At 70.3% G+C, this 12271-nt stretch carries 13 protein-coding genes, 1 pseudogene and 1 riboswitch; of the genes and pseudogenes, 7 read left to right on the forward strand and 7 right to left on the reverse strand.

All coding sequences use genetic code 11. The annotated features are described in order from the left end of the window. Positions 1-87: 87 nt before the first annotated feature. Positions 88-582: a YMGG-like glycine zipper-containing protein gene (locus tag C556_RS0102865; protein ID WP_018746722.1), complete on the reverse strand. Its 495-nt coding sequence runs from the start codon at positions 580-582 to the stop codon at positions 88-90. Positions 583-796: 214 nt separating this feature from the next. Here C556_RS0102865 and C556_RS0102870 point away from each other — a divergent pair, with 214 nt between their 5' ends. Next, the gene (locus C556_RS0102870) at positions 797-1666 is read left to right on the forward strand and encodes a DMT family transporter (protein WP_018746723.1); all 870 of its coding nucleotides are present in this window, start codon (positions 797-799) and stop codon (positions 1664-1666) included. A gap of 11 nt (positions 1667-1677) precedes the next feature. Here C556_RS0102870 and waaA read toward each other — a convergent pair whose 3' ends face one another. Continuing rightward, positions 1678-2943: a lipid IV(A) 3-deoxy-D-manno-octulosonic acid transferase gene (gene waaA, locus C556_RS0102875; protein WP_018746724.1), complete on the reverse strand. Its 1266-nt coding sequence runs from the start codon at positions 2941-2943 to the stop codon at positions 1678-1680. Continuing rightward, positions 2940-3893, reverse strand: a complete 954-nt coding sequence (gene waaC / locus C556_RS0102880; RefSeq protein ID WP_040430212.1) for a lipopolysaccharide heptosyltransferase I — start codon at positions 3891-3893, stop codon at positions 2940-2942. The genes waaA and waaC overlap by 4 nt, the downstream gene beginning before the upstream one ends. Positions 3894-4134: 241 nt before the next feature. On the opposite strand from waaC, the gene C556_RS19050 reads away from it, so the two are divergent. Next, positions 4135-4752, forward strand: a complete 618-nt coding sequence (locus C556_RS19050; protein WP_026262753.1) for a GGDEF domain-containing protein — start codon at positions 4135-4137, stop codon at positions 4750-4752. Here C556_RS19050 and cobU read toward each other — a convergent pair. Together cobU and C556_RS0102895 are read right to left on the reverse strand one after the other, a co-directional pair. After that, complete coding sequence (cobU, locus tag C556_RS0102890; protein WP_018746726.1) at positions 4742-5293, reverse strand: bifunctional adenosylcobinamide kinase/adenosylcobinamide-phosphate guanylyltransferase; 552 nt, start codon at positions 5291-5293, stop codon at positions 4742-4744. The two genes, C556_RS19050 and cobU, sit on opposite strands and share 11 nt — an antisense overlap. Before the next feature lie 102 nt (positions 5294-5395). Beyond that, positions 5396-7228, reverse strand: coding sequence for a TonB-dependent receptor domain-containing protein (locus tag C556_RS0102895; protein ID WP_018746727.1), 1833 nt, complete (start codon positions 7226-7228; stop codon positions 5396-5398). 144 nt (positions 7229-7372) lie between these two features. Continuing rightward, positions 7373-7609, reverse strand: a riboswitch (cobalamin riboswitch). Between the two features lie 103 nt (positions 7610-7712). Between C556_RS0102895 and cobT the strand changes: the two genes are divergently transcribed. The 5 genes and pseudogenes from cobT (at position 7713) to C556_RS0102915 (ending at position 10619) form a co-directional block, all read left to right on the forward strand. Next, positions 7713-8774 (forward strand): nicotinate-nucleotide--dimethylbenzimidazole phosphoribosyltransferase, encoded by a 1062-nt coding sequence (gene cobT, locus C556_RS0102900; RefSeq protein WP_018746728.1) that lies wholly within the window; start codon positions 7713-7715, stop codon positions 8772-8774. Continuing rightward, positions 8771-9391, forward strand: coding sequence for a histidine phosphatase family protein (locus tag C556_RS21385; RefSeq protein ID WP_083930298.1), 621 nt, complete (start codon positions 8771-8773; stop codon positions 9389-9391). Before cobT ends, C556_RS21385 begins: the two co-directional genes overlap by 4 nt. Positions 9392-9440: 49 nt before the next feature. Then, positions 9441-9872: pseudogene (locus C556_RS24335) on the forward strand (adenosylcobinamide-GDP ribazoletransferase); the annotation flags it as partial. Beyond that, the gene (locus tag C556_RS24340; protein WP_502550511.1) at positions 9870-10328 is read left to right on the forward strand and encodes an adenosylcobinamide-GDP ribazoletransferase; all 459 of its coding nucleotides are present in this window, start codon (positions 9870-9872) and stop codon (positions 10326-10328) included. The pseudogene C556_RS24335 and the gene C556_RS24340, both read left to right, overlap by 3 nt. Positions 10329-10358: 30 nt before the next feature. Next, the gene (locus C556_RS0102915) at positions 10359-10619 is read left to right on the forward strand and encodes a hypothetical protein (RefSeq protein ID WP_018746731.1); all 261 of its coding nucleotides are present in this window, start codon (positions 10359-10361) and stop codon (positions 10617-10619) included. Between the two features lie 246 nt (positions 10620-10865). Here C556_RS0102915 and ubiT read toward each other — a convergent pair whose 3' ends face one another. Further along, entirely contained in the window at positions 10866-11297 is a 432-nt protein-coding gene (gene ubiT, locus C556_RS0102920) for a ubiquinone anaerobic biosynthesis accessory factor UbiT (protein ID WP_018746732.1), read from the reverse strand. Next, on the reverse strand, positions 11294-12181 hold the full coding sequence (ubiV, locus tag C556_RS0102925) for a ubiquinone anaerobic biosynthesis protein UbiV (RefSeq protein WP_018746733.1): 888 nt from the start codon (positions 12179-12181) through the stop codon (positions 11294-11296). The genes ubiT and ubiV overlap by 4 nt, the downstream gene beginning before the upstream one ends. Between the last annotated feature and the right edge of the window lie 90 nt (positions 12182-12271).

Genomic DNA, 12271 nt, shown 5'->3' on the forward strand with positions numbered 1-12271 from the left:
TTGCAGTTGCAGTTGCAGTTGCAGTTGCAGTTGCAGTTGCAGTTGCAGTTGCAGTTGCAGTCGCAGTCGCAACCACAACAGCCCACCTTACTTCACCGTATACCCCCTCCCCTCCATACAAGCCCCATAAGCCCGCTCATACGTCGCCAATGACTCCGCGCTGACCTGTGCCTGCTGCTGCGCCTGGGCCTGCTGGTTCGCGGCGTTGGCGCGGCGCTGCTGGCGGGTGGCCACGCCGCCGGCCACCACCCCGGCCGCGGCGCCCACTGCCGCGCCATGGCCAGCGTCGTCGTTCGCCACTTCACCGATCACCGCTCCGGCCGCGGCGCCGCGGGCCGCGCCGCGGATGCGCTGGCCGTGATGCACCGGCGCGGGTGGCTGGGTGACCACCTGTGGCGGATGCGCCGGATCGACGCCCGTGTTCTGCTTGGCCCAGGCGTAGCACTCACCGTCGTCCTTGGACTGCTGCGACGCGCTCTGCCCCTTGGCGGGGTATACCACCGGCTGCGCCGCCAGCGCGGCCGTCGAAACCAGCGTGCCGACCACCGCCAGCGCGCCCAACCATCCATGCCGTGTCTTCATCGGAGTGTGTCCATCGGAGGAAAAACGGAAGATTTCCACCATAGCCGGGCTATCGCGATCTGTTATTACCGGACGTAAAAACACCCGCCGAGTGCCAACTTTTGGTTTGCATGCGGCCTCGGCGCCCGTTCCCGCGAAGGTGGGCCGGTCGGCCGCCTCGGGGTATGCTGTGCGCCCGTCCGACCTGCGCCTTCGCGGCGCCGTCCCCTGCCGAATGCAACTGCTGGCTGCCCTGATCCTGATCGTCGTCTGGTCCACCACCGCGCTCGCCATCAACTGGAGCGTGCAGGGGCTGGCCTATCCGGCGGCGCTGTTCGGTCGCTTTTCGCTGGCCGCTATGGTGGCGCTGCTGCTGATGCTGGCGCTGTACCGGCGCGCGTTGCCCGGTGGCCGGGCGTGGCGCGCCTACCTCACCGCCGGCCTGGGCACCTCGTTGTCGATGCTGTGCACCTATTGGGCGTCGCGCCATGTCTCGTCCGGGATGGTGGCGGTCCTGTTCGGGCTGATCCCCCTCTCCACCGCGCTGTTCGCCCGGCTGTGGCTGGGCGAACGGTTGGCGCGGCACGAGCTGGCCGGCATCATGCTCGGCCTGGGCGGACTGGTCGCCATCTTCTGGGAGCGGCTGTCGCTGGCACCGGACGGCCTGCCGGCCTTGCTGGTGGTGCTGCTGGCGGTGGCGTTGCAGTCGGGCGCCGCGGTACGGCTCAAGCCCTACGGCCAGGGCCTGCCGGCGCTGGCGGTCAACGCGGGCGCTCTGCTGGTATGCGCCGTGCTGACCGGCGCGCTGTGGCTGGCCCACGGCGCACCCGCGCTGTGGCAGGCACCGCCCCGCACCGTGGGCGCGGTGCTCTACCTGGCCCTGGTGGGATCGGTGCTGGCGTTCAGCCTGTACTACTGGCTGATCCGCGAATGCCGGCCCGGGCAGGTGGCGGTGCTGTCGCTCCTCTCGCCAGCCGCCGCGCTGTGGCTGGGCCATGTGCTGAACGACGAAACGGTGAGCACCCGGATGATGGCCGGCACCGCGCTGATCCTGGCGGGACTGGTGCTGCATCAGCGGCATGCGCTGAGGCATTGGCGGGGCTAGGGCGAATCGACCTAGCCCAACCGACTTTCCAGCACCGCCAGCACCCGCTCCGTCGCGCCGCGGTGGATACCGGCGAACGACAATCCGGCGGCGCGCATGCGGCCGCGGCGGGTGGCGTCGCGCAGCAGGCGCAGCGCGCGGGCGGCGACGGCGTTGGCGTCCTGGCCTTGCCAGGCGGCGCCGGCGGTCTGCGCGGCGCGGACCACTTCGGCGAAGTTGAAGGTGGAGGGGCCGACCAGCACCGGGGTGCCGACGGCGCAGGCTTCGATCAGGTTCTGGCAGCCGAAATCCAGCAGCGAGCCGCCCATCACCGCCACGTCGGCCAGCGCGTACCACGCGGGCATCTCGCCCATGCTGTCGCCCAGCAATACCCTGGTGTCGGGGTCGAGGGCGCTGCCGTTCCAGGCGCTGCGCCGCACCGTGGGCAGGCCGCGCTCGGCCAGCAGGGCGGCCACTTCGTCGAAGCGCTGCGGATGGCGCGGCACGATCACCAGCAACAGTCCGGCCGGCAGGTCGAGCTTGGCCAGCGCGTCCAGCCATAGCGCTTCCTCGCCGTCGCGGCTGGAGGCCAATAGCAGCACCGGCCGCTCGCCGAGCACGCGTCGCCAGTCGTAACCGCGCTGCACCACCTCGGCCGGCGGTACGTTGTCGAACTTGAGATTGCCGGTGACCTGCACGTTGCGCGCGCCCAGGCGCGCCAGCCGGGCGGCGTCCTCCTCGTGCTGTGCCAGGATGCCGGTGAAGCCAGCGAACGCCGGCGCCATCAGCGGCCGCAACCGCGCGTAGCCGCGGAACGATTTGTCGGACAGGCGCGCGTTCACCAGGTACAGGGGCACGCCCTGGCGGCAGGCGGCGATCAGGTTGGGCCAGACCTCGGTTTCCAGCACCAGCCCCAGCGCCGGGCGGTAGCGCTGGAGAAAGCGCTTCATGGCGCCGGGATAGTCGTAGGGCAGGTAGACGATCTCGACACCGTCGCCCAGCAGTTCGCGCGCGGTGGCGCGCCCGGTGGGGGTGATGCAGCTGACCAGGAAGCGCCGGCCGGGATAACGCGCGCGCAACGCCTGCAACAGCGGCAGCGCGGCGCGGGTTTCGCCCACCGACGCGGCATGCAGCCAGATCGGCGCCTCGCCGCCCGGCGCGGGGGTGCGGTAACGCGCCCAGCGCTCGTCCCAGTGCTGCCGGTATTCGGGCTGGCGTCGGGCGCGCTTGAGCAGGTAGAGCATGGCCAGCGGCGTCAGCAGCGCCAGCACCAGCGAGTAGAGCCAACGCGCGATCATCGGCGCATGCCCGCCGCCACGGTGCGCCAGACGGTGTCGACATCGGGTGCGGCGCCACGGGTGCCGAGGTTGACGGCGTAGCTGGAGGCCAATACGCCGGTGCGGTCGGGATCGGATGCGCAGAAGATCGCCACGGTGGGCACCGCCATCGCCGCCGCCAGGTGCACCAGCCCGGTATCGACGCCGATGGTGACGCGCGCGCCGGCCAGCAGCGCGGCGGCTTCGGTCAGCGTCATGCGGGGTGTGACCACGGCATTGCGGATGCCATTGGCCAGCCGTTGGGCGCGGATCTGCTCGGCGGGGCTGCCCCACGGCAGCACGCAGGCCAGCCCTTGCGCGGCCAGGCGCTCACCCAGCTCCAGCCAGTCGCGCTCGGGCCATTCCTTGTCGGCGCGGCTGGTGGCGGTAAGCAGCACGGCGTAGCCGTCGCCGGGCAGCCAGGGCAAGGCGACGTCCGGGCGCGGCAGGCCGTAGTCGAGGGTGGCGGGCGGCGGGTAGCCCAGCGCGGCGCCGGCCAGTTCGCGCACCCGCAGGATGGCGTGGCGCTGGCGCGGCACGGCGTAGTGGGTGCCGTAGAACAGCGCCGCCAGCCCTTCGCGCGCGCTGGCCGAGTCGTAGCCGACCACCGGGCCGCGCGCCAGCCGCGCCACCAGCGCGCTCTTGAGCAGGCCCTGCACGTCGAGCACCACGTCGTAGCGTTCCTCGCGCAGCGCGCGGCGGAAGGCGGCGAATTCGCGCAACGCGCCGCCCTCGCGCCGCCAGCGGCGCAGGGCGAACGGCACCACCCGGTGCACCGCGGGATGCAGCGCCGGCAATTCGGCGAAGCCTTCCTCGACCACCCAGTCGATGCGTGCGCCGGGCACGGCGCGCGCCATGTCCGTCACGGCGGGCATGGCGTGGATCACGTCGCCCATCGAGGACAGGCGAACGATCAGGATGCGTAGGCTCATGGCTGGCGATGAAGCGGGCGGCACGCGAAGACGACGCGCCGTGCCACGGTGCGGGCGGGAATCATGGCCGGCATTCTAGCCGCAGCTTCGGCCATCCTCACAGCCTTGGCCGCATCGATCCCGCAAGATGAAACGAACGTTTATTCAGGGGAAAGCACCACGACAGCAAAGTGGCGTCACCTTCCAGCAAACCCGGCCGCCAGACGTTATAAATCAAGCAATTGGTCCTACGAGCCATGCCATGTCCCACCCGCTGCCCCTCGCCATCTGGATCGCCCTGCTCGGCTGGCTGATGACCGTGCTGGCCATCGTCGGCTGGCGTCGCGAGCGGCTGGCGCGCATCCAGTTGCGCCAGCTGGCCGAACAGCGCCTGGGCGTGGACCTGCTGACCGGGCTGCCGCACCGCACGGCGTTCCTTTCCCACGCCGAGCACGAGGTCAACCGCAGCCAGCGCGCCGGGCATGCGCTGTCGGCGCTGCTGGTGGATATCGACGACATGCGCGCGGTCAATGCGCATTACGGGCATCACGGCGGCGATCTGGCGTTGCGCCATGTGGCGGCGGCGTGCCAGGGCGTGGTGCGCGACTTCGATGTGCTCGGTCGTTTCTCCAGCGAAGAGGTGGCCATCCTTTTGCCCGACACGCGGCTGGAAGGCGCGCGCGCCGTGGCCGAGCGCATCGCCGTCGCGGTCGCCGCCAGGCCGGTGGCGCTGGAGGACGGCCGCAGCTTCACGGTGCGGGTCACGACGGGCATGGCCGAACTGGCCAGCGAGGTGGAGGACGCCGAAGACCTGCTGCTGGCCGCCGACGGTTCGCTGCGCCGCGCCATCGAACGGCGCAAGGAACAGGCTACCGGCTGAGCGGACCGTCGGGCGCCCCGCCCTTCAACGCCAGCGGCAGCCCGCACGCCACCAGCGTCACCCGAGCGCTGCACGCCGCCACCGCCTGGTTCAGCCGCCCCAGCTCGTCGACGAACCAGCGCACCCCCGCCCCCAACGGCACCACGCCCCAACCGATCTCATTGGTCACCAGCAAGGTGGTGCCGGGCAGGCGCGGCAGTGTGGCGAGCAACGCGGCGCGGGCGTCGGCGAACGCGGCCTCCCGCGCGGTGGCGCCATCGCCGAAGCGCGCCAGCCACAGCGTCAGGCAATCGACCAGCAACAAGGTATCGGGCGCGGCATGCGCCGCCAGCGCACCGGCCAGATCCTCATCCGTCTCGACCACGCGCCAATGCGCCGGCCGCCGTGCCCGGTGGTGCGCGATGCGCGCGGCGAACTCATCGTCGCCCGCCGCCAGCGCGGCGGTCGCCAGATAGACCACCGGCCCCGGATGGGCCAGGGCCAGCGCTTCGGCCTGCGCGCTCTTGCCGGAACGCGCACCGCCGGTGATCAGGTGAAGCATGGTCGGGCCTCATTGAATGGAAAACGCCCCTGGCAACGCCAGGGGCGAACGGTGCTTCAGTGTACCGACGGGCGAGCGGCGCCGTGCGGCTTCAATTCACGCTCAGCGACCGTCGTACACCAGCTTGATAAAAGCGGTACGGCCGTCGCTGGCATAGCCCAGGCCCTGCTGGTAGTCGCGGTCGAAGGCGTTGTTCACCCGCAGTTGCGCCTGCCAGTCGCGGGCGATGCGGTAGTCCAGGCCCAGGTCGACCACGGCGTAGCCACCCATGGGATCGATGCCGTCGCGCTTGTCGTAGCGCTGACCGGCGGCGCCCAGGTTGGCCTGCCAGCGCCAGTCGCCCAGCGTCTGCGCCACGCCGGCGGCGCCGTAGACGCGCGCGCGGCGCGGCAGCGGCTTGCCGGTCTCCTGGTCCTGCGGATCCTGCCAGGTGGCGTTGGCGTTCAGTTCCAGGCTGCCCAGGCGGGTGCTGCCGTTCAGGGTCAGGCCGCGGATGCGCGCTTCGTTCAGGTTCTGCGGCGTGTAGTTCTGGTCCAGCACGATCAGGTTGCGGATGCGGTTGTAGAACAGCGTGGCATCGACCATCGAGGCGCCGCCCTGCCAGCGCAGGCCGCCATCGAACGAGCGGCCCTTCTCGGGTACCAGGTCGGGGTTGGCGGCCGGCGGATAACCGGGCCAAGACGGGAAGTACAGATCGACGAACGACGGCGCATGGAAGCTGGTGCCGCCGTTGGCGAACAGTTGCCAGCCCTGGGCGAAGAACCAGGCGTAGCCGAGGCCGCCGGTGGTGGCGCCGCCGAACTGGCTGTTGTCGTCGTAGCGCAGGTTGGCCTGGAGGTGATGCGCGCCGAAGTCGCGTTGCCAGCCGGCCAGCGCGGCGCGGTTGTTGCGGCGGGTGCGATCGTAGTCGGTGTCGCTTTCCAGGCGCTCTCGCAGGTATTCCAGGCCCAGCAGCCATTGGCCGGTACTGCTTTCCAGCGTGTTGGTCCATTGCGCCTCGTCCTGGACGATCAGGCTGCGGCTGGGATAGGCGCCGTCGGTTTCGTAGCGGTTGCGCCCCTGGCCGATCAGCAGGTCGCTCTGCCAGGCGTCGCCGAAGCGGTTGTTGCTGTAGGCGGACACGCTGCTCTGCTTGCGTCGGCTGTGCGGGTCGGGGTCGTAGGCGCCGCCGTCGTAGTCGGCGTCGGTTTCGACGTAGAAGCCGCGCACGCCCAGCTCGTGGCGTTCGTCCAGCCGCTGCGACAGGCTGAGCGTGGCGCTGCGCTGGCGCCAGGCGTCGTCGTCGTCCTCGGCGTAAGGGCTTTCGGGGCGGGTGATGTCGTAGCCGTCGCTGTTGCGCGCGTCGACCGTGACCGAGAACCGGGTATCGCCCACCGCACCGCCATAGCCGGCGCTGGCGCCGACGGTGCGATGGCTGCCGTAGTCGATGCTGGCGGTACCGGCCGGCTTGCCGGCGCCGGCCCTGGTGAAGATCTGCACCACGCCGCCCACCGCGTCGGCGCCGTAGAGCCCGGATGCGGAGCCGCGCACGATCTCGATGCGCTCGATGGCCGCCAGCGGAATGGTGTCGAACGATGCGCTGCCGTCGGCGCCCGGCGACAGGCGCTGGCCGTCGATCAGCACCAGGGTGTGGTTGCCGTTGGCGCCGCGCAGGTAGAGCGAGGCCGGCTGGCCGGGGCCGCCGGGGCGGTTGAACTGCACGCCGGGCAGGCGGCCCAGCGCTTCGCCCACGGTCTGGGCGCCGCTGGCGCGCAGCGTGTCGCCCTCGATGACCGAGACGTCGCTCGACAACGAGGAGCGCGCCTCGGCGGTGCGGGTGGCGGTGACGACGACGGGGTCGAGCGTGGTGTCGGGCACGCCCGGGGCGGCCTGGACGGCGGTGGCGGCCAGTGCGGCCAGGAACAGCGGCAGGCGCCGCGACGGGAACGGGATCATCGGGTTCTCCACGCGTTCACCCCACGCGAACGCGACTGTGCAATGGACGCGAAAACCCCGATGGCGCGAAGCCGATCCGGCAAGCCGCTCACCCCGGGGCTTTCCGCAATGGAGCCGCCGGCAGCCGGGCGCGATGCCGGTGCGGCGGTTCGGATTCGCGAGGCCGGTCTCCGGGCTTGCCGCTCCAGCACCCGCCTTCCCCTTCCGTGTTGCCGGAAGCGTGGCCGACGCCGTTGAAGCGGCGTCATGGATGCCTTCGATGCGACCTACCGTTGCGGGGGCAGCCCAGGAATGAACGGCGTGACGCCGTGTACCTGGTTCCCTGTTTCACCCGTCCGACCCTGCTGGGGACGACGGGCACCTGCGCGAAGCGCGCGATTGTAGCACCGTGCCGTGCTTTGCTTACAACGCGTTCCGCCGACGAGCGGTGGCGATGGTTTCGTAATACAGTAGGCAGCCTTGCAACACCCGCTTCCGCTTTGCCATGACCACCCGATCCGCCTTCGTTCCCCATACTTCCGCCGGCCAGGCCGCGCAACGGCGCCAGCAGCAACTGACCAAGCCGCCCGGCAGCCTGGGACGGCTGGAGGACCTGGCGATGTGGCTGGCCGACCGCCTGGGCCGCGCCACGCCGCCGCGGCTCAAGCCGGCTATCGCCGTGTTCGCCGCCGACCACGGCGTGGCGCTGGAGGGCGTATCGGCCTACCCGATGGCGGTCACCGGGCAGATGGTGGCCAACTTCGTCGCCGGCGGTGCCGCGATCAGCGTGCTGGCGGCGGAACACGGCGCCAGCCTGCGGGTGATCGACGTCGGCGTCGCCTATCCGGTGCCGGTGCCGCCGGGACACGGCGCCGACCTCACCGTGCGCCCGGTGCGCGCCGGCAGCCGCAACCTGCTGCGCGAAGCCGCGATGAGCGCCGAAGAATGCCGCGCCGCGTGGCAGGCCGGCGCCGACGTGGCGCGGCAGCTGGTCGAATCCGGCCACACCCTGCTGATCGGCGGCGAGATGGGCATCGGCAACACCACCCCCGCCGCCGCGTTGCTGTGCGCGCTGACCGGGCTGCCGCCCGAGCAGGCGGTCGGGCGCGGCACCGGCATCGACGACACTCGTCACGCCCACAAGACCGAGGTGGTTCGCCAGGCGCTGGCCCGAGCGCGCGCCGCCGGTGCCGCCGTATCGTGCGACTGGCTGGCCGAGGTCGGCGGGCTGGAAATCGCCGCGCTGGCGGGCTTTTATGAAACTGCGGCGCAATGCCGGGTGCCGGTGCTGCTGGACGGCTTCATCAGCACCGTGGCCGCGCTGGCGGCGGTGCACCACCACCCGGACACCGCCCACTGGCTGCTGGCCTCGCACGTCTCGGCCGAATCCGGCCACCGCCACGCGCTGGCGGCCATGGAACTGGCGCCACTGCTGGATCTGGGAATGCGCCTGGGCGAAGCCAGCGGCGCGGCCACCGCGCTGCCGCTGTTGCAGGCGGCGCTGGCATTGCACCGGGGGATGGCGACGTTCGCCGAGGCGGGCGTCGCGGACAAGGACGCACGATGACGGCATTTCGATTGACCTTGATGCGCCATGGCGAAGCCGAGGGCAGCGCCGAGCGCCTGCTGGGCCACACCGACCCCGCGCTCACCGCCGAAGGCTGGCACCAGATGCGCGGACGCTGGCGTCAGATCGAGCGCCATCGCATCACCGCCATCGGCAGCTCCGACCTGGCGCGCTGCGCCGCCTTCGCCCGGGAGCGCGCGCAGATGCTGGAACTGCCGCTGCAACTGGACGACCGCTGGCGCGAATGCTTCTTCGGGGAGCTGGACGGCCGCCTGCACGAGAGCTACAGCCTGGAGGAAGCCTCGGCGATCCAGGCGTGGCAACGCGACCCGCTCTATCACCCGCTGCCGGGCGGCGAATCCTGGCAGGCGTTCCGCCTGCGCGTGGTGGACGCCACCGAGCAATGGCTGGGCACCAGCGAAGGCGGCCACCGGGTGCTGATCACCCACGGCGGGGTGATCCGCACACTGCTCACCCACTGGCTGGATCTGCCGGTGACGCGCCACGCGCAGTTCTGGCTGAACTACGCCGCCTGCGTCAGCCTGTGGTGGGACGACAGCTACCCGCCGATCCTGCTCGGCATCGACAACACCGCGGTCAACAGCGCGCTGCAATGACGCCGGAACACTCTTGAACCGCATTTCCTGGCCGGACTGGCGCGAGCCGGTGCTGGCGATCCAATTCCTCACTCGCCTGCCCACGCCGCAAGTGCCCGACTTCCAGCCGGCGCTGCTGGCCGGCGCCGCGCGCTGGTTCCCGGCGGTGGGGCTGCTGCTGGGCGCGCTGCTCACCGCCGCCGCCTGGGGCGGCTCGCGGATCGATCCGTGGCTGGCGGCCCTGGCGGCGACGCTGGGCTGGGCCTGGCTGACCGGCGGGTTGCACCTGGACGGCCTAGCCGATCTGGCCGACGCGCTCGGCGCCTCGCACCGCGACCCGGAACGCCTGCTGGCGGTGATGAAGGACCCGCACCTGGGCAGCTTCGGCGTGCTGGCGCTGCTGGGCCAGTTCGCCGCCAAGCTGGTACTGGCGATGCTGCTGGCGCGCGAGGCGGCGTGGGCGGCGTTGCTGCTGGCGCCGGCCTGGGCGCGCTGGGGCGTGTTCGCATGGCAGACCCTGCCGCCGTTAGGGCGAATCGACCTTCAAACGCGGGATGCGTTGGTCCGTGGGCCGGATGGCTGCGCGGAGCACGGCGCGGCAGATAGCCTTCCTATCTGCAAGCCTTGCGACAAAGCAGACGCCGGCCCACGGACCAACCCGCAGGGAAGGACTGCCTTCGCACCCACGTTTGAAGGTCGATTCGCCCAAACCCCCGGCATGGCCGAGCGCTTCGGCTGGCGCCGCCCGCCGCTGGCGCCGTGGGGCTGGGCGGCGGCACTGGCCGCGCTGTCGTGGTGGCTGGCACCCGCGCTGCTGCTGGCGCCGCTGGCGGTCTGGCTGTACCGCGTCTGGCTGGCGCGGCGGCTGGGCGGGGTGTCGGGCGATTGCCTGGGCGCGGGCATCGAGCTGACCGAAACGCTGTGCCTGCTCGGGGCGGTGGTGCTGGCGGCGATATAATCGCCGGACATCACCCAGCCAGGAGCCACCATGAAGATCGTCCGCGCCATCGAAGTCTGGGAAAAGGACCTGGGCGGCGCCTTCGTCGGGCACCTGCCGGTGGCCGACACCATCTCGACGGTGTTCCTCTATCAGCTGTTCCAGCACGAACAGGACAAGCCCGACCCGGACATGAAGCTGTCGTACATGCTGGACGCGGCCCGGATCGCGCAATTGCAGCCCTACGTGGCCGAACAAATGGAACCGGACCGCTACGACTACATCCTCACCGCCTTCGGGGTGGCGGAGTAGGCGGTGGGTCCAACCCAGCAAAAAGCTCACACCAAACCCCAAATCTTGAAACACAGAGGGCACGGAGAACACGGAGATTCACAAAGAAAACCGAGGTGAAGCAGGGCGGCTCATGGAAAACTCTCTTTTCCTGGCTGGCGGCTTTATCTGAACAAGACAGCCTTCCCGCCCAAGTCTTTCTCTGTGTAACTCCGTGTCCTCTGTGCCCTCTGTGTTTCAAGATGTGGAATTCAGGGTTTCCCAGCGCTACTGCCGGAAATGACTCGCCACCGGTGGCGGCAGGCGGTTGAGCAGCAGGTCCCAGTCGGTGGCGTCCAGCAGGTTCTTCAGCCGCAGGCCCAGCTCGGTGTCGCCCTCGATCAGCAGGCGGCGCTGGAAGAACAGGGTGTCGGGGTCTTCCATGCGGCGCGCCATCACCCAGTAGTCCGCCACCGTGGCGGCGAAGCGCACGTCGCCGGCGCCGCTGGACGGCACGAAGCGGTCGCCGTTGTGCGTCAGCGTCACCCCCACGTTCAGCTTGAGGATGTCCAGCCGCAGCTTGCGGCCGGTCAGCCAGTCGAACGGTTCTTCCGGCCACAGTAGCGGGCGCACCAGGTTGAGCGCGGTGGCGGTGACCTGGGCCGGTGGCGCTTCGGGCAGTTGCTCCAGCAATGCCAGCACGGCGCGCGGCGGGATCATGCTTCCGCTCCTTGCGGATCGGCGATGCCGGCCGTGCCGCGCCAGTAGCCGTCCACCAGCCCTTCGCGGTTCCACGTCGCCCAGTCGGCCTGCGCCTCGTTGCCGGCCAGGCGGGCGGCGAAGGCGGCGACGATCTCCGGGGTGTATTGCGACTGCGGGCTGATGCGCAACGAATCCACGCCCAACTCGCGCACCTCGTCCAGGTGGTGCCACAGCGTATGGCAGGCGGCCGACTGGGTCTGGATGCCGTTCAGGCGCAGGAACGGCTTGCCCTCCTGCGTTTCCATCAGCAGGCCGTCGGGATGCTCCATGCATTTGAACTCGCATTCATCCTTATTCAGGCCGTAATGTCGCGCGGTGAAGCAGCGCGCCGAGAAGGCCAGCGGCAGACGCCCGTGTGCGAACACTTCGGTCTGGATGCGGCAGGTCTTTTCGGCGAGCACGGCGGCGATGGCGTCGTGGCCCAGTTCCAGCGGCGGCAACCAGCAGACCGCCCCCGCGGCGGCCATCCAGTCGAGCATCGGCCCGTTGTAGATGTTGAGGTGCGGACCGGCGACGAACCCCACCCCGGCATCGCGCGCCACCTTGACCGCGCCCAGGTCGTTGGCCTCCACCAGATACCCCGACGCCGCCAGCCTGCCCAGCAGGTTGCTGTCGCTGGCGGATTCAAGCAGCGCCTGGCTCGACAGCACGGGCGTCTTGCCCGCGTCGCGGAAGCGCTCGGCCAGCGCCAGCCAGTCGGCGGTGCGCAGTTCGTGGCGTCGGGCACACACCGTCTCGCCCAGGTAGACGATGTCGACAGGCCATTCCAGGGCGGCTTCGTAGAACGCCAGCAACTGCGAACGGGGCCAGTAGTAGAGCATGGGACCGAGGGTCAGCTTCACGATTCACTCCTGATTTCCGGCACGAAAACACCACCGGGTGTCGGCCTTTTTGCACGGGACATCACCAATTTCTATCGGGTGATGTTCTTT

This window comes from Chitiniphilus shinanonensis DSM 23277 (assembly GCF_000374805.1).
In the GTDB taxonomy this organism is placed as follows: Bacteria; Pseudomonadota; Gammaproteobacteria; order Burkholderiales; family Chitinibacteraceae; genus Chitiniphilus; species Chitiniphilus shinanonensis.